The sequence below is a fragment of the Pantoea endophytica genome (assembly GCF_002858935.1).
In the GTDB taxonomy this organism is placed as follows: domain Bacteria; phylum Pseudomonadota; class Gammaproteobacteria; order Enterobacterales; family Enterobacteriaceae; genus Pantoea; species Pantoea leporis.
Genome location: NZ_PJRT01000005.1, coordinates 857206 through 880376 on the forward strand (window position 1 = coordinate 857206; position 23171 = coordinate 880376).

14 protein-coding genes and 1 riboswitch are annotated in these 23171 nt (G+C 58.6%); of the genes, 3 read left to right on the plus strand and 11 right to left on the minus strand.

Annotated features, from left to right (window positions below):
- Nucleotides 1-30 precede the first annotated feature (30 nt).
- The gene (locus PZBJ_RS06540; protein ID WP_101761741.1) at nucleotides 31-8424 is read left to right on the plus strand and encodes a non-ribosomal peptide synthetase; all 8394 of its coding nucleotides are present in this window, start codon (nucleotides 31-33) and stop codon (nucleotides 8422-8424) included.
- 105 nt (nucleotides 8425-8529) lie between these two features.
- Nucleotides 8530-9792, plus strand: a complete 1263-nt coding sequence (gene entS / locus PZBJ_RS06545; protein ID WP_101761742.1) for an enterobactin transporter EntS — start codon at nucleotides 8530-8532, stop codon at nucleotides 9790-9792.
- Here entS and fepB read toward each other — a convergent pair.
- The 8 genes from fepB to PZBJ_RS06585 all read right to left on the minus strand — a co-directional run bounded on the left by fepB (nucleotide 9789) and on the right by PZBJ_RS06585 (nucleotide 16185).
- Complete coding sequence (fepB, locus tag PZBJ_RS06550) at nucleotides 9789-10739, minus strand: Fe2+-enterobactin ABC transporter substrate-binding protein (protein ID WP_101761793.1); 951 nt, start codon at nucleotides 10737-10739, stop codon at nucleotides 9789-9791. The two genes, entS and fepB, sit on opposite strands and share 4 nt — an antisense overlap.
- Nucleotides 10740-10950: 211 nt before the next feature.
- Nucleotides 10951-11880 carry an ABC transporter substrate-binding protein gene (locus tag PZBJ_RS06555; protein WP_101761743.1) on the minus strand — a complete coding sequence of 310 codons (930 nt, stop codon included), beginning with the start codon at nucleotides 11878-11880 and terminating at the stop codon, nucleotides 10951-10953.
- A 9-nt stretch (nucleotides 11881-11889) separates the two neighbouring features.
- Nucleotides 11890-12624 carry an ABC transporter permease gene (locus PZBJ_RS06560; protein WP_101761744.1) on the minus strand — a complete coding sequence of 245 codons (735 nt, stop codon included), beginning with the start codon at nucleotides 12622-12624 and terminating at the stop codon, nucleotides 11890-11892.
- Nucleotides 12608-13324, minus strand: coding sequence for an ABC transporter ATP-binding protein (locus tag PZBJ_RS06565; RefSeq protein WP_101761745.1), 717 nt, complete (start codon nucleotides 13322-13324; stop codon nucleotides 12608-12610). Before PZBJ_RS06565 ends, PZBJ_RS06560 begins: the two co-directional genes overlap by 17 nt.
- Nucleotides 13321-14286, minus strand: coding sequence for a HesA/MoeB/ThiF family protein (locus PZBJ_RS06570; protein WP_101761746.1), 966 nt, complete (start codon nucleotides 14284-14286; stop codon nucleotides 13321-13323). Before PZBJ_RS06570 ends, PZBJ_RS06565 begins: the two co-directional genes overlap by 4 nt.
- Before the next feature lie 11 nt (nucleotides 14287-14297).
- Nucleotides 14298-15056: a thiazole synthase gene (locus tag PZBJ_RS06575; RefSeq protein WP_101761747.1), complete on the minus strand. Its 759-nt coding sequence runs from the start codon at nucleotides 15054-15056 to the stop codon at nucleotides 14298-14300.
- A gap of 3 nt (nucleotides 15057-15059) precedes the next feature.
- Nucleotides 15060-15257: a sulfur carrier protein ThiS gene (thiS, locus tag PZBJ_RS06580; RefSeq protein WP_101761748.1), complete on the minus strand. Its 198-nt coding sequence runs from the start codon at nucleotides 15255-15257 to the stop codon at nucleotides 15060-15062.
- On the minus strand, nucleotides 15241-16185 hold the full coding sequence (locus PZBJ_RS06585; protein WP_101761749.1) for an FAD-dependent oxidoreductase: 945 nt from the start codon (nucleotides 16183-16185) through the stop codon (nucleotides 15241-15243). Before PZBJ_RS06585 ends, thiS begins: the two co-directional genes overlap by 17 nt.
- A gap of 129 nt (nucleotides 16186-16314) precedes the next feature.
- A riboswitch (TPP riboswitch) is annotated at nucleotides 16315-16434 on the minus strand.
- A 175-nt stretch (nucleotides 16435-16609) separates the two neighbouring features.
- Between PZBJ_RS06585 and PZBJ_RS06590 the strand changes: the two genes are divergently transcribed.
- On the plus strand, nucleotides 16610-17047 hold the full coding sequence (locus PZBJ_RS06590) for a 6,7-dimethyl-8-ribityllumazine synthase (protein WP_101761750.1): 438 nt from the start codon (nucleotides 16610-16612) through the stop codon (nucleotides 17045-17047).
- An 82-nt stretch (nucleotides 17048-17129) separates the two neighbouring features.
- Here the strand turns inward: PZBJ_RS06590 and PZBJ_RS06595 are convergent, their stop codons facing one another.
- The 3 genes from PZBJ_RS06595 to PZBJ_RS06605 form a co-directional block, all read right to left on the minus strand.
- On the minus strand, nucleotides 17130-20375 hold the full coding sequence (locus PZBJ_RS06595; protein WP_101761751.1) for an Ig-like domain-containing protein: 3246 nt from the start codon (nucleotides 20373-20375) through the stop codon (nucleotides 17130-17132).
- A 196-nt stretch (nucleotides 20376-20571) separates the two neighbouring features.
- Nucleotides 20572-21264 carry a response regulator gene (locus PZBJ_RS06600; RefSeq protein ID WP_101761752.1) on the minus strand — a complete coding sequence of 231 codons (693 nt, stop codon included), beginning with the start codon at nucleotides 21262-21264 and terminating at the stop codon, nucleotides 20572-20574.
- Nucleotides 21265-21308: 44 nt separating this feature from the next.
- On the minus strand, nucleotides 21309-23162 hold the full coding sequence (locus tag PZBJ_RS06605; RefSeq protein ID WP_101761753.1) for a TolC family protein: 1854 nt from the start codon (nucleotides 23160-23162) through the stop codon (nucleotides 21309-21311).
- Nucleotides 23163-23171: the final 9 nt, after the last annotated feature.

Here is a 23171-nt window from a genome sequence, read left to right on the forward strand (position 1 = left end):
TAAATTGTTTTTCTCGACAGGAATTGTCCTTTGGCAACGTTCAACCAACCTTATCCGTTAGTCGCGGCGCAGCCCGGCATCTGGATCGCTGACAGCATTGCGCAGCAGCGCAATCAATTTACCGTGGCGCACTACAGCGTGCTGCACGGCGACATCAATCGCGCGGCGCTGGACAGCGCCATTCAGCAGGCAATGGCGGAAGCCGATACCGTGCAGGCGCGCTTCGGCCTGGATGAGCAGGGCAATCCGGCGCAGTGGTTTGGTGCACAAGCGCCGGTCGCGCCGGAATGGCATGATTTCAGCCAGCGCGGCGATGCCAGCAGCCATGCGCACAAACTGATGCAGGCCGATCTCGCTGCCGATCTGCCCGCCGACGGCGACAAACCGCTCTATCGTCACGCGCTGATGCGCATCGGCGACGGCAGCTGGCTGTGGTATCAGCGCTATCACCATTTGCTGGTGGATGGCTTCAGCTTTGAAGCGTTAACTCAACGCGTCGCAGCGATCTACGCCGCCCTTTGCGCCGGCGAAGCGCCCGCGCCCTCGCCGTTTACCCCGTTCACCACGGTGATTGACGAGATTCAGCAGTGGCAGGATTCGCCAGCTTTTGCCCGCTCCGCCAGCCACTGGCAAAGTTACGCGGCGGATTTGCCGGAAACCCTGACGCTTGCCAGTGAAAACGTCAGCGATCCCGGCGATCGCCCGATCAGCTGTCAGGTAACGCTGCCGCAACTGACCACGCTGCGTCAGCAGCATCCACTCGCCGACAGCAGCGAAGGCGATATCGTCAGCGCGCTGTTGGTGGCCTATCTGGCGCGCTTAAGTAATTGCCAACGTTTGTCGATTGGCTTCCCGTTTATGCGCCGCATGGGTTCGGCTGCGATTTCTGCCCTCGGCCCGGTGGTCAACGTGTTGCCGCTGATTTTCAGCGTCAGCGATGAGATGACCTTGCCGATGCTGGTGCAGCAGGTGCAAGGCGAAATCCGCAAAGCGCGCCGCCATCAGCGTTATGAGGCGGAACAGCTGCGCCGCGATCTTGGTCTGGTCGGCAGCAGCCAGGCGCTGTATGGTCCGGTGATTAACGTCAAGGTTTACCACGACGATCTGCAGTTCGATGGCCATGCAGCTCCAACGCACACGCTGGCGATGGGCCCGGTCGACGATCTCGAGTTTGAAGTCGGCTTCCTCGCTGGCGCATTGCAGCTGACGCTGGTGGCAAACCCGCGCCGCTACGAGGCAAAAACGCTACAACGTCACGCCGAGCGCATCAGCCACGTGCTCACGCAATTTGCGGCGGATGCCAACACGCAAATCGGCGCGCTGTCACTGCTGGCGCCCCAGGAACTGATCGATCTGCAACGCTGGTCGACCGGACCAACCATCGTGCCGCCCGTCGCCACTCACACCATCGTCGATATCCTGCTGCAAGCCGCTGAGCACTACGGCGAGCAAACCGCGGTGGTGTGCGGCGCGCGCAGCCTGAGCTATCGCCAGTTAGCCGATCGCGCGATGCAACTGGCGCATCTGTTGATCGCGCGCGGCCTGCAGGCTGACGATGTGGTGGCGATTGGCATTCCGCGTTCGGTGGATTCACTGGTAGCGATGTTCGGCGTGCTGGCGAGCGGCGCGGCCTATATGCCGCTCGATCTCGACTATCCGCGCGAACGCCTGGCGCTGATGTGCGATGACGCGCTGCCGAAGCTGCTGCTGACGCACTCCAGCACGCTGGCGCAAATGCCGGAGCTGCCAAATCTGCTGATTGATCAGATTGCGTTGAGCACCCTTTCTACCGCACGACCCGATACCCCACTGTGCGGCGACGATCTGGCCTACATGATCTACACCTCAGGATCGACCGGCCGCCCGAAAGGCGTGATGAGCACTCATCAAGGTTTGCTCAATCTGTTCCTTTCGCACCGCGAGCATCTGTTTGGCCCGGCGATTGCGCGCTTTAGCGCCAGCAGCCTGCGCCGCATGCGCGCCGGTCACACCGCTTCCTTCTCGTTCGATTCTTCATGGGAACCGCTGTTCTGCATGCTGATGGGCTGCGAGCTGAATATCTTCGACGAAGAGCTGCGCCGCGATGCGTGGGGCCTGATTCAGCAGATGAACGCGGTGCCGGTTGATTTGCTGGATATCACGCCGTCATTCTTTTCGCAGATGATCGACAGCGGCCTGCTGGAAGCCGATAACCATCGTCCCTCTTTCGTGATGATTGGCGGTGAAGCGGCCACGCCAACGCTGTGGAAGCTGATGCAGCAACAGCAGCAGATGGAGATCCACAACTATTACGGCCCATCGGAATACACCATCGATACGCTCGGTGCCAGCGTCATGGCGTCACCGCAGCCGGTGATTGGTCGTCCGGTGGGCAACAGCGAAGTCTATTTGCTGGATAACCAGTTGCGTCAGGTGCCGATTGGCTGCGCTGGCGAGCTGTATATCGCCGGAACCGGCATCGCGCGCGGTTATCTGCGTCGTCCCGATCTCACCAGCGGACGCTTTGTCGCTAATCCCTTCCGCGACGGCGATGTGATGTACCGCAGCGGCGACCTGATGCGCTGGCGTCAGGATGGACAGCTGGCGTTTATTGGCCGTACCGATCACCAGATTAAAGTGCGCGGTTTCCGCGTCGAACTTGGTGAAGTGGAAAACGCGCTGGTGGCGCTGCCGGAAGTCAGTACCGCCGTGGTGATCGCCGAAGTAATGGGCGCCACGCATCGCCTGATTGGTTACTGCTCGGTGCAGGATGATGCGCTGCGCGCCGATGCCGATCTCAACGCCCGTTTGCTGGCGCAACTGGCCACGCAGCTGCCGGATTACATGGTGCCTGCGGTGCTGATGGTGATGGACGAATTGCCGCTCAACGTTAACGGCAAGATTGATCGTCAGGCGCTGCCGAAGCCGCAACAGGCGCAGCAAAGTCAAAGTCGTGCCGCCAGCACGCCGCAGGAGCAGCTGATTTGCCACGCGATTGGCAGCCTGCTGGGGCTGGAGAGCGTTGGCGCGGAAGATGATTTCTTCGCGCTCGGCGGCGACAGCATCTCAGCGATGGGGCTCAGCACCGCCGCCCGTCGCGCTGGCTATCTGTTGCGTCCACGCGAAATCTTTGCCGAACGTACCGCCGCCCGCATGGCGCGGGGTTTGCAGCCGCTGGCACAACACCACACCGGCGCGCGCGTGGCGCAACAGGGCGAGATTGGCGGCTTGCCGATTCTGCACTGGTTCAACGCCCAGGCGGGCATCAATGCGCGCTTTGCTCACGGCGTGCTGCTGTCGGTGCCGCCGCAGTTGCAGCTCGTTCAGTTGGAACAACTGATCGATCAGCTGGCGCAGGCGCATCCGGCGCTCAACGCCTTTACGCGTGGCGATCAGCTGATTGTCGGCGAATCGCTGACGACGCGCCCTGCCCGCGTGCGTGCGCTGGAGGTGCAGGACCGCGACCAAGCAGCGGAACGGGCGTTCCGCCAGGATGCTGAGGCGCTCGACCCGGCTAACGGCGCGCTGCTGCACGCCACGCTGCTGCAGCAAGATAGCGCCAGCTGTGGGCTGGTGTTAACGCTGCATCACCTGATTGTCGATGGCGTCTCGTGGCGCGTATTGCTGGAAGAACTGCAACAGGCCGGTGACGCGCTGCTCAATAACACGCCGCTGGTGATCCCCGCCGAGGAAACCTCGCTGCACGACTGGTCTGCCGCGCTGCTGGCGAACCTTGCGGCGCGCGCCAGCGAGTTACCGTTCTGGCAGCAGATGCTGGCCGAGCCGCTGCCGCTTGTCGGTCAACGGGCGATTCAGTCCGGCGATCGCCAACAGCATCAACGCACGCTGCTGGATGCATCAACCACGCACGCGCTGCTCAACACGTTGCCGCAGTACTATCGCGCCACCAGCGAAGAGCTGCTGCTGACCTTGTTGACCCTCGCTCTGCGCCAGCTCAACGGCAGCGCACAGCAGCGCGTCACGCTGGAATCGCATGGCCGTGCCGAACTACATGCGCAGCAGGATCTGGCGCGCACCGTCGGCTGGCTGACGGCAGAATACCCTTTACTGCTGCCGTTGCCAGAAAATCCTCATGCGCCGCTCAATGAGTGCGTACGCGCGGTGAAAGCGGTACTGCGTGCGGTGCCGGATCGCGGTATTGGCTACGGGCAGCTGCGCTGGCTCGATGCACATCGCGGCGTGACGCTGGAAAAATTGGCAGCACAACACGCGCCGCAGGTGCTGTTTAACTACCTCGGGCGCTTTACACCGCGCAGCGGTGACTGGACGCCACAGCGCACCGCGCAACAGTTCCGTGACACTTTCGCGGTATTGCAGGATGACGCGCTACCGCTGCAGCACGCGTTGGAACTCAACGTCTTCGTTGAGGAGCAGCCACATGCGGCGCAGCTGGCGCTGAACTGGAGCTGGGCGGACGGCGTGCTCAACGCCGAAGCGATTGCCGATTTACATCAGGCAATGGCGGCTACCGCGCAGGCGCTGATCGCGCTGGCCCAACAGCAACCGCAGCACGCCGCCCACACGCTGGTGGCCGCAGAGGTGGCGCTGGAAGGCGTTGATGACGCGCTGCTGCAACAGCTGCATGCGCGTCACGGTGCGTTTAGCCATGCGCTGCCGTTGTTACCGCTGCAAAAAGGTTTGCTGTTCCACGCGCAAACCACCACGCAGCAAGGCAGCTATAACTCACTAACCCGCATGACGCTGAGCGGCGACATCAGCGCCGCAGCGGTACAAACCGCGCTCGACGCGGTGTTACAGCGTCATCCGCAGCTGGCGGCGCGCTTCGACGCCGAACTCAGCCTGCAACCGCTGCAGCTGATACCGGAAGGCGAATTGCACTGGCCGCTGACGCTGCTTCAGTTGGGCGAGGAAGAGGACATTCAGGCGTTGGAACATCAGGCGCTGGCGCAGGATCTGTTTAGCCAGCCAATCATGCTGCACGCCACGCTGATCGCCCATCGCGATGGCGCACGCTGGACGCTGCTGCTCAACGCGCATCACTTGGTGGTGGATGGTTGGTCAACGCCGGTGATCCTCAACGATCTGCTCAGCGCGCTGCGCCAGCAGATCTTGCCCGCGCACAGCAGCAGCTACGCCGACATCGTGCGTCAGCTCAGCCAGCGCGACAGCCATGAAGCGCGTCAGCAGTGGCAAGCTTGCCTGAAAGACGTGCGTCCGACGCTGCTTTATCCGCAGGCCGCCGACAGCGCGGTCAACGAAAAGCGCATTACGCTGGATGCCACGCTGGAGCGGGAACTCTATGCGCTATGCCGGGCGCGCGGCTTAACCCTGAACACCGTGATGCAGGGATTGTGGGGCTTGCTGCTGTCGGTCGCCAGCGGCCAGCAAGACGTGGTGTTTGGTGCGCCGGTTTCTGGCCGTTTTGGTCAGATTGACGGTATCGATCAGCACGTTGGCCTGTTCAGCAACACGCTGCCGGTGCGGGTGCGTTTCGATCATCAACGTCCGTTACTGGCGCAGCTCGCCGATCATCAGGCGCAGCAAATCCAGCTGATTGAGCAGGATTGCCTCGGCCTCGCCGAGATTCAGCAGTTGGTCGGCGCCGGTACGCTGTTCGATACCTTGCTGGTGGTGGAGAACTATCCGGACAACCAAACGCTGCTGGATGCCAAAGCCGCGGTACGCTGCGAAGCGATCCATAATCGCGGTTACACGCACTATCCGCTGACGCTGCTGGTGCTGCCGGGCGAACAGCTGACGCTGCTGATGGAGTATCGCGACTGCGTTAGCGAGCCGGAACGTCTGGCCGAGCGGCTGTTATTGCTGTTGCAACAGCTGGTCAGCACGCCGGATCTGCCGCTGACGCAGTGGAAGTTGCAAACGCTGGCCGAGCAATCGCTGCTCGCCTGGGTGAATAACACCGGCGTGCAGCTGGAAAATGAAACCCTGCAACAGGCGATTGCCCAGCAGGCGGCGCGCACGCCGGACGCGCTGGCGCTAATGGATGTCGACCACCGTCTGAGCTACGGCGAAATGCAGCGTCAGGCCGCGCTGCTGGCGGATCGCCTGATTGAAGCGGGCGTGATGCCAGGCGATATCGTCGCCGTGGCGCTGCCGCGCTCGGTGCGTCTCAGCATTGCACTCACTGCCATCCTGCAGGCGGGCGCGGCGTACTTGCCGCTGGATATCGGTTATCCCGATGAGCGTCTGGCTTACATGGTGGAAGATGCGCGGCCGTGGGTGCTGATCACCGAATCCGCGCTGGAAACCCGCTTTGCCACGTTTGGCACGCTGATGATGTTTGATGGTTTAGCCGGTGAACACATTCAGCCGCGCCATCCTTTGCCGCAGGCGGACGCCAGTCGCCCGGCTTACGTGCTTTACACCTCGGGCTCGACCGGTAAACCTAAAGGCGTGGTGGTGAATCAGCGCGCCATCGTCAACCGCCTGCGCTGGATGCAGGCCAGCTATCCGCTGCGCGCCGACGATGTAGTGTTGCAGAAGACGCCGTGCAGCTTTGATGTATCGGTGTGGGAGTTTTTCTGGCCGCTGATGACCGGTGCGCAGCTGATGATGGCGCCGCCGGAAGCGCATCGCGATCCGCAGGCGCTGTGGCAGCTGATCGACGATTATCGCGTGACCACCCTGCACTTCGTGCCCTCGATGTTAGCGGCCTTTGTCGGCCATCTCGCCGCGCAAACCGAGCAAGCTTGCCCAACGCTGCGCCGCGTATTCTGCAGCGGTGAAGCGCTGGCGTGCGACCTGGCGCGCAGCTATCAGGAGGTGATCGCCGCGCCGCTGCACAATCTGTATGGCCCAACCGAAGCCGCCGTCGATGTCACCTGGCAACCGGCCAGCGGCAGCGCGCTGGAAGGCCTTAACGGGCCGGGCGTGCCGATTGGTCGTCCGGTGTGGAACACGCAGCTGCATATTCTCGATAGCCTGCTGCGACCGGTACCGGTTGGCGTGCCGGGCGATCTCTATCTCAGCGGCGTGCAGTTGGCCGATGGCTATTTGCATCGCGCCGACCTTACGTCACAGCGCTTTGTCGCCGCGCCGTTTGCCGAAGGCGAGCGCATGTATCGCACCGGCGATATCGCCAGCTGGCGCGCCGACGGCGCGGTGGAGTATCTCGGCCGCAGCGACGATCAACTAAAAATGCGTGGACAGCGTATCGAGCCGGGCGAAATCGAACAGGCGCTAGTGGCGCTGCCGGGCGTGGCGCAGGCGGTGGTGGCGGCGCGCGCGCTGACGCAGCACGCCACGCCGGGCGTCGATAACCGTCAGCTGCTCGGCTGGCTGGTGGCCGAAACGGGCGTGGCGCTGGATATCGACGCGGTGAAGCAGGAGCTGGGCGAACGTCTGCCCGCGCATATGCAGCCGGTCAGCTATCTGCTGCTCGACCATCTGCCGCTCAGCGCCAATGGCAAGCTGGATCGTAAAGCGCTGCCGATGCCGCAGCTCAGCGCACGCAGCGGCCGCCTGCCGCACAGCGCCAACGAGCGTTTGCTGGCGGATCTGTTCCAGCAGCTGCTTGGTTGCGACAGCGTGTTTGCCGATGACGACTTCTTCGCGCTCGGTGGTCATTCGCTGCTGGCGATGCGTCTGGCGGCGGAACTGCGTCGTCGTGAGGTGCCGCCGCTCAGCGTCGGGCAGATCATCGCCGCGCGCAGCGTGGAGAAGCTGGCGGCGCTGCTTGACGGCGGTACCAACAGTGAAAGCGGTGGCAACGGCGAACTGCTGCCTTTGCGCGCTGGTCACGGCCCGACGCTGTTCTGCATCCATCCGGCATCCGGCTTCGCCTGGCAGTACAGCGCCCTGCTGCACTATCTCGACGGCGACTTCCCGATTGTCGGCCTGCAATCGCCGCGGCCAAACGGCGTGATTGCTGCCTGTCACAGCGTGGAGGCGATGTGTGAACGTCATCTGCAGGCGATTCGCCAGCAGCAGCCGAGCGGTCCGTATTTCCTGCTCGGCTATTCACTCGGCGGCACGCTGGCGCAAGGCATTGCGTCACGTTTGCAGACGCAAGGTGAAACGGTGGCATTTCTTGGCCTGCTGGATACCTATCCGGCAGAAGGTCAGGACTGGCGCACGCCGGATGCCGATGAAGCGGAACAGGAAGTGGCGCGTGAGCAGGCCGAGTTTATGGCCGCCACCGAAGATGAGCGCGATCCGCTACTGCGTGAAGAGAAGGCAGTGATGTTTAGCACCATCGTCGCGAACTACAAAGACGCCGTCGCACGCCTGGCTGAAGCGCGAACGCCGCGCTATGCCGGCCTCGCCACGCTGTTTATGGCCGAGAAAACGCTGCCGCCGGAGATGGATGTGCGCGCCAGTTGGGCACCGTTCGTTGATGAATTGACGATCTTCCCGCTGGATTGCGAACACGCCGATATTCTTTCAGCAGATTCGTTGCAGGTGCTGGGACCTTTGATAAACCGTTTGTTAGCTCGGCGTTAATTAAGGCACATACCGTAGCGACGCGATTCATCGTGTTCTGTCAAAAAACGCGCAATAAATTGCGCCGCTACGGGTGATGCAAATGTGATTCACCGTTGGAGATTTATGGCTAAGCCCTCGATATTCTTAGATTTCAGTTTACTCAAAAACAACGCCTCCTTCCGCGCGATATTCTGCGCGCGCATGCTCTCGGTATTCGCCCTTGGCATGCTGGCGGTTGGCGTGCCAGTGCAAATTCAGGCGATGACCGGCTCCACGCTGCAGGTTGGCGTGGCGGTAATGCTTGATGGCGTCGGCATGTTTATCGGCCTGCTGCTCGGCGGCGTGCTGGCCGATCGCTACGATCGCCGCAAATTAATCCTGTTCGCGCGCGGCACCTGTGGCATCGGTTTTGTGCTGCTCAGCCTCAACGCCTTCAGCCCAGCGCCTTCATTGCTGGCGCTCTACTTCCTCGCCTTCTGGGATGGCTTCTTTGGCGCGCTCGGCATGACTGCGCTAATGGCAGTGATCCCGCTAATCGTCGGACGTGAACATCTGGCGGAAGCCGGTGCGCTCAGTATGCTAACGGTGCGCCTCGGCGCGATTTTGTCGCCCGCGCTCGGCGGCATGATCATCGTTGCGGCGGGTGTCGGGTGGGCGTTTGCGGTCGCCGCGATTGGTACGCTAGCAACGCTGATTCCGCTGGTGCGTTTACCGTCGATGAAGCCCGAACAACAGGAGCCGGAGCATCCGCTGCGCGCGCTGGCGAGCGGCATGCAGTTTGTCTGCCAGCATAAAGTGGTGGGCGCGGTGGTGCTGGTTGGCTTGCTGCTCAGCATGGTTGGCGCGGTGCGTATTCTGTTCCCGGCGCTGGCGCTGACCTATCACGCCGATGCATCCGCATTAGGATTGATGTACTCGGCGGTGCCGCTGGGTGCGATGATCGGTGCCTTTACCAGCGGCTGGGTGCGGCAGTTAACGCGCCCGGGATGGGTGCTGATGGGTTGTGCGCTACTGGCATTTGCCTGTATCGCCTCACTCGGTCTTTACAGCCATCTGCTGCCCGCGCTGCTGGCGCTGGTGTGTTACGGCTACAGCAACGCCATCGCCTCGCTATTGCAGTTTATGCTGACGCAGCACCACACGCCGGATGCGCTGCTGGGACGCGTCAACAGCCTCGGCACCGCGCAGGATGTGACCGGCGATTCGGTTGGGGCATTGGGTTTGGGGGCGCTGGCACGCGTGCTGGCACCGCTGAGCAGCGTGCTGTGGTTTGGTGGACTGGCGGCGGGATTGCTGGTGCTGCTGTCGCTGGCGGCGCGCGGCCTGCGCTCGGCGCGCCTCAGTGAACAACCGGACGCGCCGCAGCCCGCCACCGCAGACGCTTAACGGGTAAACTGCCGCTCGATGCTGCTGAGCATATTGCTGGCGCTGTAGTAATCGAGGCGGAAAGTATCGTTGCCCACGGCAAAGATGTCGTGCTGCTGTACCGCCGGCAGATGGGCGAGGAACGGATTCTTCGCCACCTGCGGCACGGTTTTCTCATCAGCAGCGAATAGCAAAAGCGTGTTACCGGTGATGCCATCGGCCATGTTTTCGCCGTTCAGCTGAATAATGTCATTGCGCTTACCCATGCTGGTGCTGCCCTGAAAACTGGCGGGCGGCGCGGCCAGCGTAAAGCCCAAATCCTGTAATAGCGCGCCCTGCGCCGATGCTGGCGTCCACAAGTTCATTCCGCGTCCATCTTCGTAATAGACCAGCGCAGAGGTCGGCTGCGGCGGCAGCGTAATCTTGTGACGCACTGCTTCGACTCGTTGGTCGAATGCTGCGATCACCTTATTGGCATCAGCTTCATGGCCGGTAATCTCGCCCAGCTGCAAGGTCAATGCCTGCCAGCTTTTATCGCCGTAGTCGATCACTAACACCGGCGCGATGGTTTGCAGCTGATCGTAAAGGCGCAGCGCCGAATCGCCGCCGGTGGCGGCAATCACGATCAAATCCGGCGCTTCGGCGGCAATCGCTTCGGCATTCGGCTGTGAGATATAGAGCGGTTTAACCTGACGCGCTTTGGCCATCGCGCTCCATTGCGTAAAAAAGCCCTGCGCATCCGATACGCTGCTATTGCGGCTGGTGGCGCCGGAGCCAATCAGCGGCGCGTTAATTGCCAGCAAAGTGCCACTCAGCGTAACGCTGGTCGAGACAATGCGCTGCGGCGGCTGTTGCAGCGTGAAGGGACCTTTTGGTGTGGAGATAGTGCGCGGCCAGGTTGCGTTGGCGTGAACATGGGTGCAGATGAAAAACAGGCTAAGCAGCAGAGAAAGAGCGGGGAAACGCATCAGGTTGTCCATCACTTGATAGTTGAGAATAAATATCATTATCAAAAATAAGTGTGGGTGCAAGGGAAATTGTGCGTGGTTGCCCTCACCCTAATCCTCTCCCGCAGGCGGGAGAGGGAATAATTAGGTGGAGAGAATGGTTAGGTGGGCGCGGTCGGCTCCCTCTCCCACGCGCGGGAGAGGGCTGGGGTGAGGGGCAAATCGCACCAACCTACAACGAATAACGCCCCATCGGCGCCACAGCCTTAATCACACCATTACCCTTCATATACTCACCAAACGCCTGATAGCGCGCCCGATCAAACGCCGCACTGTGCTGGGCGAAATATGGCAACGTCGCCTGCCACGCCTCGTGATTGAGCGGCGTATTCAGCTCGGGATATTTTTCGATAAACGCCTGCCACGCTTCCTGCGGGTGAGCGCGTAGCCACGCCACGCCGGCATCCAGGCCACGTAAAAACGCCGGAATGCGTTTGTCCTGCGCGGCAGTTTTCTGGTTTGCAAGGATGATCAACTCATCATAAGCAGGCACGCCGTAATCTTCCGGCTTGAACACCGTTGGCTGCGCGCCTTTGTCTTTCAGATCCAGCAGCTCATAGTTGCGAAAGATGGTCATCGCGCCATCAATCTTGTGCGTTAGCAACGCGGAGGTGCCATCCATATTCAGGTTGATAAGCTTCACCGAGTCGGCATCAACGCCCTGCGCTTTTAGCATATTGCGGATCGCCACGTCTTCGGTGCCCGGCACCGCGTAGCCGATGGTTTTGCCAGCGAAATCCTTCAGCGAGTGAATATCGTCTGACACCGTGGTCAGCGTATTCAGCGGCTGATTAATCAACGTGCCGACGCGGATCACCGGCACCTCTTTATCCACCAGCGTGTAGAGCTGCGGCTGGTAGCTGACGGCGAGATCGACTTTGCCCGCCGCCAGCAGCAGCGGCACGGACGCGGAATCGGCGGGCGCGATCATCTCCACATCCAGCCCCTCTTTCTTAAACGCGCCGCTGTGCTGGGCAGCAAAAATCGCCGCGTGATTGGGGTTGATAAACCAGTCAAGCAGCAGGCGAACTTTCTCCGCCGCCTGCACGTTAGCGGTCGCCAGCAGCAGCAACGCGGTCAATGCCATTCGTAGGGTTTTCACGGTATTTCCTTATGTAGATTGCCAGAGGATTTTCTTGCGCATCAGCGCCACGCTGCCCGAAAGCAGCAGCGCCAGAACCAGTAACAGCAGCAGCGCCGCGAAGCTGGTGGCGGTTTCCAGTCGCGCGTTGGATTGCATCATCAGATAGCCGAGCCCTTCGCTGGCGCCGACCCATTCACCAATCACCACGCCAATCGGGGCCAACACCACCGCCATCTGCAGGCCGGAGAAAAACTGCGGTAACGCGGCAGGCCAGCGCACGCGCCAGAAGATGCGGAAACGCGACGACGTAGAGGTTTGCGCCAGCTCCAGCCAACCGACCGGCGTACGGCACAGCCCATCAAACAGTGACAAGCACAGCGGGAAGAACAGGATCAAAGCCGCCACCACCACTTTCGACGCGATACCAAAGCCAAGCCACAGCACCAGCAGCGGCGCGAGGGCAAACACCGGAATTGCCTGGCTGGCGGTGACCAGCGGAAACAGCACGCGACGCAGCAGCGAACTGGCGGCCATCAGCACCGCCAGCGTCACTCCCGCGCCGACGCCCAGCAGCAGCGCCAGCACAATTTCCGCCATCGTATAGAGCGCGTGATGCCACAGCAGTTGACGATGCAGCCACAGCGCCTCCAGCACCGCCTGTGGCGCGGGCAGCAGGAAACTCGGCACGCCGCCGTGACGCGCCAGTAACCAGCCGCACAGCAGCACCACGATCAGGTAGATCGCGCTAAACACTGTTTTCATGGGTATTCAGTCGGGAGAAGAGTTGCGCCTGCGCCTGCAGGACGTCGGGATGATCAAACGGACGCGGCACGTCACCGCCGGGAACCGGCCAGCTTTCGATAGCCAGCGGCTGGCCTTGCAGCAGCAGAATGTCATCGGCCATGCGGCACGCTTCAAGCGGATCGTGCGTCACCAGCAGCACAGTTTTGCCCCGCAGTAATCCGGCGGTCAGCGTTTGCAAACTGAGTTTGGTCATCACATCCAGCGTGGCGAAGGGTTCATCCATCAGCACCACGTCGCGCTGCGCATAAAGCGTGCGTGCCAGCGCCACGCGTTGCCGCATGCCGCCGGAGAGTTGATGCGGGGGTGCATGCGTAACGTCGCTGAGTTTTACCTGCTCGAGCAGCGCCAGCGCACGCGGGCGATCCGGCTTGTCGCCGCTGAGCCGCGCCGACAGCATCACGTTGTCGAGCACCGTCAGCCACGGATACAGCAGATCCTGCTGGCCCATCCACGCCACGTTGCCGCTCAAGCCCCGCACCGCGCCCTGCTGCGGTTGGAGTAAACCGGCCACCAACCGCAGCAGCGTACTTTTGCCGATGCCGCTGCGTCCCAGCATTACAGTGGTTTTGCCACCGCGCAGGTGCAGATTCAGCCGCTGACACAGCGGTTTATCGCCCCAGCTAAAGCTCACATCGTTGAAGAGAATGTCCTGATTCATGGACGATTGGCCGCCAGAATCGCCAGCTGGTGAAATCCGCGCTGCGCCAGTGCGCTGGCGGCTTGCGCGGCACGGATGCCGCTGGCGCACACCAGCACAATGCGCTGCTGGGCGGGCGGCTGCCACGCGGCGATCGCCTGCGGCAAGATGCGCTCAACGCCATCCGCCACGCTGACCGGCGCTTCTTCACAGCTGCGCAGTTCGACAATGCAGTCATCGGCGGCCAGCATTTGCAGGTCGATAAACGGCACCGCATATTCCGGCTCTTCAGCATCATCAAAGCGGAACTTGCGGAAGTGCCAGTTCACAAAATCGCAATTCACCAGACAACCGAGCGGTGAAGGCTGTAATTCCAGCAGTACGCTGAGCGCCATCTGCGCCTGCATCGCGCCAAGCGCTGCCACCGCCGGGCCCATCACGCCTGCGGTGTTGCAGTTCGCTGCCGAGGACGGCAAGCGTGGGAACAGCGCGCGATAGCTCGGCGCGCCGCCACAGAATCCGCCGACGTAACCTTGCCGCCCCAGCACCGAGGCGCTGATCAGTGGCATGCCCGCCTGCATGCAAGCATCGGAAAGTTGGTAGGTGACGGCAAAGTTATCGGCGGCATCGATCACCAGATCGCATCCCGCCAGCGCCTGCTGCAGATTACTGGCGCTCAGCGACTGTTGCAGCGCCTCGATCTGCACCTGCGGATTGCGCTGCTGCAACGCGTGCTGCGCGCGCAGCACTTTGGGCTGGTCGATATCCTGCTGCGTAAACAGCGTTTGCCGATGCAGGTTATGCAGCGCCACCACATCGTCGTCATACAGCCGAATATAGCCGACCCCCGCGCCCACCAGCTGCGGCAGGAGCGTGGCGCCTAATCCGCCCGCGCCCGCCACCAGCACACGCGCGTTAAGTAACTTTTGCTGCCCAGCTTCGCCGATTTCCGCCAGCATCATCTGGCGTTGATAACGTTGCATAGTTGCCGTCCTTAACTCAGATTTGCCAGACCGAAGATCGGCGTGGACGCGGCTGCCATATCGCGCTTCTCCATCAGTCCGGCAGCGCGCGCGGCCTGTCCGGCTTCAATCGCCAGCCGGAAGGCGTTGGCCATGCCGACTGGATCGCCGGCTTTGGCGACGGCGGTGTTGAGCAAAATGCCATCGAAGCCCATTTCCATCGCCTGCGCCGCCTGCGACGGCGCGCCAATGCCCGCATCAATGATCAGCGGGATGTCGCTGAACCACGCGCGCATGGCGCGCAGGCCATCGATGTTGCGCAAACCCTGGCCGGAACCAATCGGCGCGCCCCACGGCATCAACAGTTCGCAACCCGCCGCCAGCAGTTTTTCGCCAACGATCAGATCTTCGGTGGTGTACGGAAATACCTGAAAACCCTCTGCGCAGAGGATGCGCGCGGCTTCCACCAGCGCGAAAGGATCCGGTTGCAGCGTGTCGGCGTGACCAATCACTTCTAGTTTGATCCATGCGGTGTTGAACAGTTCGCGCGCCATGTGCGCGGTGGTGACGGCCTCTTTTACCGTGTGACAACCGGCGGTATTCGGTAACACGTGGATGTTGAGCCCGGTCAGCAGTTCGCGGAAAGCCGCGCCTGCCGCGCCTTCGCGCCGCAAACTGACGGTGATGATGTCGGTGCCGGCGGCGGCAATCGCCTGCTGCAAAATAGCGGGCGAAGGATAACCGGCGGTGCCGAGCAGGAAGCGTGATTGCGGTTCAAAATCGTAAAACATCGCTTAACCTCCCTGCATCGGTGACAGCACTTCGAGCTGGCAACCTTCATCCAGCCGCTGCGTGTCGTACTGACTTTTTGGCACAAAAGCACCGTTGTAGGCGGTAGCGACGCAGGCCACATCAATTTGCTGCTCGATCAGCAATTCGCTCAGGCTTGTTGCCTGGGTGTTGATGAGGCGGCCGTTAAGCTGAATATTCATTATTAAGTTCCCCAGAAATGCGTTGCATTAGCTGCTCTGCCAGCATTGGCGCCAGCAGAAAACCGTGGCGATACATGCCGTTGAGATAAAAGGTGTGATTGTGATAGTGGATTTCCGGCAGATTCGCCGGATAGGCCGGACGCAGCCCGCTACCGCTCTCAATCACGCGCGCTTCGGCTAAGGCGGGATGGATGGCATAGGCGGCGCTGAGTAACTCCATCATGGCGCGCGCGCTGATGGCGCTGGCATCGTCGCTCTCAATCATGGTGGCGCCGAGCATAAAGTGGCCGCCGCGACGCGGCACCAGATAGCAGGGAAAACGCGGATGCAGCAGACGAATCGGGCGGGAAAACTGCACTTCATCGCTGTGCAAAATCAGCATCTCGCCGCGCACCGCACGCAGGCGCGGCAGTTGCGGCGCGGCGTGGATGCCGCGACAATCGATAATTTGGCCGCTCGGCGCGTGATTGCTGAATGACACGCCGCGGGCGATCAGCGCGTCACGCATCTCCTGCAACGCCAGACGCGGATCGAGATGCGCTTCCCCGGCGAAAAACAGACCGCGCGCAAAGCGCCCTTCCAGCGCCGGTTCAATGTTGGCGGGATCGACCCATTGATGCTGCTCGGTCATGCGGGCGAAACGGTTGAGTTCCTGGCTATCGCGCGGCGGCGCAACCACCAACGTGCCCTGATGCTCGACGCTGCTGACGCGCTGTTGCCACCACGCGGCGGCGTGTTGCCCAACAGTGATAACATCGCGCGGCGCGCTTTCGGCTTCACACCAGGGCGCTAGCATGCCGCCAGCAAACCACGATGCCGGGCGGCGCGCGTCATCGCCCATCACCTCAACGTCTTCACCGCGTTCCGCCAGCAAAGTGGCTACGCATAGGCCCGCCACGCCGCAGCCAAGCACGCTCCAGCGGCTCACAGCGCCGGTTCCAGGATGTTCAAACAGGGGGAATTCACATCGGCCTCTCAGTGTTAGCTGAGACCCGCAGATACAGGAGAAGGGAAATGGCGCATCCATCGAGCTTGCCTGAGCGCCAGACAGCCAAATGAAAAAGACTGTCAGTCTTCCTACGCCAGTATCAACTGGGTCAGGTTCAAAGGGTCGCTAAACCGCGCAGTGCGCTATTAGCCTCTCAGTCTCTTTGGTGAGACTCCCCCGACGCGTCTATTTGTATTGCAGCCGATGGTCGCCGTCAAGCGCGGAATAACCGGATGCTTTACGTGGCATTTAGCATCACGGCATTTATCGCTACTTAGGCTTTGTGGATCACAAACGTAACATATGGTATACAAACACATTATTTTATGCGCAAGAACACATTACAGGTGATGTCGGAATAACCATGAACAATATTAAAATTGCATTTATTAAAGCCGGCTGGCACAAAGAAATTGTCCATAATGCCCTGGTGGGTTTTGAAAAAGAATTAGCCGATCAATCCGTAGAAGCGGAATTAAAAGTGCTGGAAGTGCCTGGCGCATTTGAAATGCCGCTGCTGGCTAAGCGTCTGGCCGAAACCGGCAAATACGATGCGATTGTCTGCGCTGCGCTGGTGGTTGATGGCGGTATCTATCGCCATGATTTCGTTGCCGCTGCGGTGGTTGATGGCTTGATGAATGTGCAGCTGACCACCAACGTACCGGTATTTTCCGTTTCTTTAACGCCACATAACTTCCAGCCGGTTGATGTGATTGAAAACTTCTATACCGAGCATTTCATTAAGAAAGGCAAAGAAGCGGCGCGCGCGGTGTTAGCGATTCATAATTTGTCGATTGATTGATGCGTCAATATTGCCAGATGCGATGATTGAGCGATCCTGCTAAAAGAAATGACGGCACATAATGTGCCGTCATTGTCATTAATTAGAACGTGTTTAATTCCTCACGATCGTCTGGCTTCCAGCCATTCTCTGTTTGCACCACTACGCCGCTTTCGCTATTAACGCGCATATCGTTAGCGGAAATATCCAGCGAAACTTCCTCGATGCTTTCCTCCGCTACCGTTGCAAACAGCGCTGGTTGAGCATCCTGCAGCAGCGACTCAATGCTAAAAGTGGATTCGCTTTCCTCACTCATCGCACCGAACACCGCGGATGAACGAACAAACAGCACAAATGTATTACTGATTTCACTGCCAACCTGCGCGGTAACCTGATTCAAACCCTGGTTCAGCGATGTGCTGAGTTCTAACTCCCAGCGGCCTGCAGAATCCGCAACCGTAGACCCCAACGCGCGACCTTGCTGATCAAGCAACGTGACTGTTTCACCTGCGGGTGCAGAACCAGTAAACGTTGGACGATCATCGTCGGTAGGCAAGATATTCCCATTCACAATGTTTTTGACCACACCAACATTATCCAGAGCGGTGCTGTCGATGCTTAATGGTGTTGGGATATGGGTGTCAACCTCCACTTCAATTGGCTGGCTGATCTGATTACCAATTTTTGCATACACCTGGTTCACGCCTTCATGCAAATCTTTGGTGATCTCCAGTCGCCAGATCCCTCCCGTGTTGGTGACGGTTTTACCCAACGAACGGCCATTTTCATCGAACAGCTCAACTTGTTTTCCTGCCGGTCCGGTGCCGGTGAAGCGTGGACGGGTATCGTCGGTCGTGCCCTCGCCCACCGTGACATAACCCGGTACGCGCACATTGTCGTAATACTGATTATCAATGGTGACAGGCGTAAGGTTGGCGGTATTCACCGTTAAGGTAAATGCGCCGCTGACCTGCGAACCAGACATCGCCACAACACTGTTTGGTCCTTCATTGAGTGGCGTGGTGATTTCCAATGACCAGTTGCCATAGCGGTTAGCCGTTGTACTGCCTAACACACGGTTTTGCTGATCATATAAGGTGACAAGCTGACCTGCCGCCGCGCTGCCAGAGAAGCTCGGACGATCATCATCGGTTACGCCACCTGAGCGTATGGATGCAGAAGTACCCACATTATCGTAGGCGTATGGAGAGAGGGTAACGGGGGTAAAGTCAGGTGCCACCACAGTGAAATCAAAGGTGCTGCTGCTCTGCGTGGCGGTTTTTGCCATCACGCTATGCTGGCCGACATTCAGTTCACGGATTATTTCAACAGACCATTTGCCCGAGTTATCGGCTACGGTGCTGCCCAAAGGACGATTGTTTTCATCGTAAAGCGTCACGAGTTGATTGGCGCCTGCCGTACCTGAAAACGTCGGACGATTATCATCGGTGCTGCCGCCAGCACGGAATTCTGTGTTTTCACCCACGTTATCAAGCGCTGAAGGCGAGATCACCACCGGCGTACTGGCCGGTGTCGCAATCGTCAGCTCAAACGAACCACTCACTTGCGTAGCGGTTTTTGCCACCACATTATGGTGGCCGTCCTGCAAATCACGGATGATTTCCAGTGACCAGCGGCCATCAGAGCCTGCAACGACGCTGCCCAACGAACGGTTTTTTTCGTCATACAACGTCACCAGCTCACCCACGCCTGCGGTGCCGCTAAAGGTAGGACGTTGATCATCAGTGGTGCCACCCGCGCCAAACATGCCCGACGTTTTGACATTATCGTAAGCAGTTTGGTCCAGTGTTACCGGCGTGACGGTGTGCGTTGATACGACAAACTCAAAGCTGGCGCTGGTCTGCGTCCCGGTTTTAGCAACGATTGTGTGGTTACCGTTACCTAATGCCTGGGTAATCTCGATTGACCAGTTACCGACACGGTTAGCCACCACGCTACCCAAGGCACGATTATTCTCATCAAACAGCGTGACCAACTGGCCTGGGCCTGCGGTGCCGGTGAAAGTAGGACGTGTATCATCGGTGGTTGCACCGGCATAGAAACGCCCTTTGGTGCCCACATTGTCGTAAGCATATTGATCGAGCGTGACCGGTAAAGCCGTTGGTGATACCACAGTCAGCTCAAATGCACTGCTGCTGCCAGAACTGGTTTTGGCCACCAGCTTATGGTTGCCCTCCGCTAACTCGTTTCTAATCTCCAGCGACCAGTTGCCGAGACGATTAGCCGTTGTGGTTCCCAATGCACGATTAAACTCATCATAGATTGTCACAACCTGACCTGCGCCCGCCGTGCCGGAGAAGCTGGGACGATTATCGTCGGTCGTTCCACCCGAGCGGAATGAACCTTGTGCTGCCACGTTATCGTAGGCGTAGGTATTCATGGTAACAGGCGTGCCAACAGGCACCTGTACCGTAAAATTGAAGCTTTCGCTAACCTGATCATCGGCCTTTGCCACCACACGATGGGCGCCGTTACTTAAATTAGCAGGCAATTCAAGCGACCAACGACCAGACTCATCAGCCTGAACGCTGCCTAACACACGATCGTTTTCATCATGCAGCGTCACGATCTGAAGAGCAGCAGCATTACCGCTGAAGGTAGGACGCGCATCATCCGTAACGGTGCCCTGGCGAATATCACCAGTTTCACCGACATTATCGAAAGCAACGTCATCAATGCTAAGGGGATTAATGATATTTGCCGCATCCACGTTAATTTTCCACGGCGCGGTCTCCACCGTTTGATCGGTGGAAGAGAGGCTGATGTCATGCGGGCCAGCGTTTAATGGCGGCGCAATCGTCCAGGTCGCGTTACCGCCCTCATCCAGCGTCAACGTCGTGAGGGTTTTACCGTTATCCAGTACCTGCACCGTGGCACCAGGACGGCCCGTGATCAGCATCATCGGCGTGGCATCGCTGGTGAGCGTAGCGCTTGCGTTGCCCGGCTGAATCTCCTGATCGGCAGCATCAACGTCGTAGAGACCTTTAATCTGCGCACGCGGCGTGGTGGTTGCCCCGGCGGTAAAGGTGAACGCCGCAGAGGATACACCGCTCTGCTCAGCACGCAGTGACACCGCGCCAGTGAAAGGCGCTTCGGAAGGGGGCTGGAAACGCCACGCGCCTGCTTCATTCGCCACGACGCTGCCAAGATAATGTTGTCCATCATAGAGATCGATACGACTGTTTGGTGCAGCGCTACCATATACTGCTGGACGTGTCTCATCTGTCACCGAGCCGGGAATGACAAAATAGTCTTCAGATTCGGTACGTAAAAAATTAATAGCGAGAATGGGGCTGGTGTTAATGCCAGAAGTAGTAAAATGTTGCATCGATAGGTTCCTTTTAAATTACAGTAAAGCTCATCAAAAGATACCCGGCAGGTGAGTAGAGCAATAGCGCGCGCGTCTTGGTTATTAATAGTCACAAGCTATCATTAATAGTGGCAATACTGACCTTAAATATTTTTAGCTTACTTTTTTGGCACAAATCGGTCGCCATAAATGGCGACCCTGCAGACAGCATTAATTATTTGAACAGGTCCTTGCGATATTTAAACAATTCCAAATCGCTGCATATACCTAACTTTTTCATTGCTGACTGCTTATGCCCGCTTACCGTTTTACGACTGCGTTTCAATTTAGCCGCAATTTCTGGAATCTCCATTCCTTCCATATAACAATTCACTACCTCTGCTTCGCGCGGCGTCAATAATTTAACCGGCATAAGGGCTTCGCCTTGAGGCAGATAAATACCGTGGGCAATTTCTTCATCATTTTTTCGTAGCGGCACCTGTGTCAATCCCTCAGCAATGTGTTGTGGAACATAACGTTGACCATTAGCCAGCGTGCGTATCGCTGACACATAGGTTGCCGCTTCCTCTCGTTTAGATAAATATCCACGCACACCTAACATATAAGCTGCACGAATAACTGCCAGACTATCCACGGAAGTAGAAAGTAATATTCTAAGATAGGGAAAATGTAATAACAGATGTTTGATTAATGATAATCCATCCATCTCATCATTCTGCAAAATATAATCCAGCACCAGCACATCACAATGCGAAGTTCGCAGCCAGTTAATAAGTTCCCGGCTGTGCTGGAATTTACCCACTATAGTCAGACCTTGTTCGCCAGCGCATAGCACGTCAAACGAACGCAAAAATATCGGATGATCGTCCAGAATAACCAGACGGATCGGTGAAGTTGTTATTGTCATTTTAATCTCGTATTTTCGCTCCGCATTTCGCGGGTGTTATCTGATTAACGTTGTGGCACGTTTTTAAGCCAGTTCATTAATTGACCCGCGCTGGCATAGCCACGGAATATTGAGCTGTAACCATCAAAGCGGTTAGTTACTTCTGCCACACGGTTGTTGTAGTAATCCGACTCGGCGCTCAGCACATCCAACAGCGTGCGTTTGCCAAGGTGATACCACTGGTCAAAGAAATCCAGACGAATACGGTCTGATTCTCGTGAAAGATTGCGATAAAGGTCGGCGCGTTGCAGCATCGAACGGGCATCCTGATCGGCTGCTCGCACACGCTGCTCAAGGTCGTTACGCTGCTCTTCAGACTCTTCGCGCATGGCGCTGGCACGCTGCACCGCTGCCTGTTCAGCTGCTTTAGCCGAACCACCACGGAACAGACCCCAGCTGACGTTGATGCCGGTTTGCCATGATTGCTCGCGACCGTAATAGTCTTTACCCGTGTCCTTGCTCACCACCCAGTTAATTTTTGGCAATGAGGATGATTTCAGTGCATCCGCCTCTGCGAACGCGGCTTGAGACTGTGCCTGCGCTTTGGCTAAGGTTGGATGTTTCTCAACCTGCGCTAACAACACGTCTAACTGCGAAGGTTGTAGCTGCCACTGCATGGCAGGCGGTAACGGTACCTGTGTCTCACCTAACAGACGATAGAGTTGAATTTCCGTGTCGCGTGCTTTAGAAACCGCGTTATCTAACGCAGACTGCGCTTGCAAGAAGCGACCTTTCGCCTGTGTTAATTCGCTACGACGCCCCTGATCCGCAGAAACAATGCCGCTCAACATGGTGACCAATTCCTGCATGCGCGCGACATATTGCTTGCTCATTTCTATCACTAAACGCTGCTTACTGAGTTCCACTAATCCATTGCTCACCTGCCATGCAAGATCTTCCATCTGCGCGGTATTTTGGTAACCCGCCGCTTTTACTGAGTACTCTTTGCTCTTGATGGTGTTACTGGTCTGGCCGAAATCAATCAAATTAGTAGCAACATTGACGCCGAACGCGGGCATATTGCTGTCGCTGGCATTGCGATTGCCTTTACCAAATTCGTAACGACGTGAATTGGAGGTGACATCCACCTGCGGCCAGCGTTGACCTTTTACGTTGCTAACATCTTCTTTTGCCGCTTCGATCTGCAGCTGTGTGCTGCGCACCTGCGGGCTGCGCTGTAAGGCTGTCATCACTGCGCTGTAGAAAATGTTGCGCAGCTCAAGCTCTCCCGGACTCGCCTGTACCACGGTCTGCGGCGCACGTGCTACCGACAAACGTGGCTCTGGTGTTAGAGCCGGTTCCACATTTTGCGTTAACGTGGTGAGTTGCGGCGCAGAGGTTGCCGGCCTAAATACCGGTAATTCACTGCTACCTGCACTGCTCGTCAGGTTGCTTTCTGTTCGCGACATTCCACCTAACAATTGGCGTTGCGGTACTGGCGTTGGCGCAGCGGCCTGACGAATCGGTGCTGGCGTCGTGACAATCGCGGTGGCAGCCGGTGCCGGCGAGACCAATGAAGGTACGCCTGGCTTGGCTGCCGATGCGCTTGCCAGCAGGGTTTGCGACGATGCCACGGGTACAGACCGCGGTGCCGGAGCCTGGACAGGAGGCTTCTGCACACTCGGCGTTGGTGATACCAGGCTTTGACTGCGCATCGCCAGTTTTTGTGCCATTTCGTCTGCTGAGACGGCTTTGGCTTTCGGCGTCGATTTCACAGCCGGTTTAGGCTGCGAAACTTCCACGAACATTAACAATTCATCATCGTCATTCGAGGCGGTCTGCGCCGTGCCACTTTGCACGGCGATCAGTGACCCGATCAGCAATGAAAGCATACGTTGTGAACATTTAATCTGTTTCATAATTCTGGC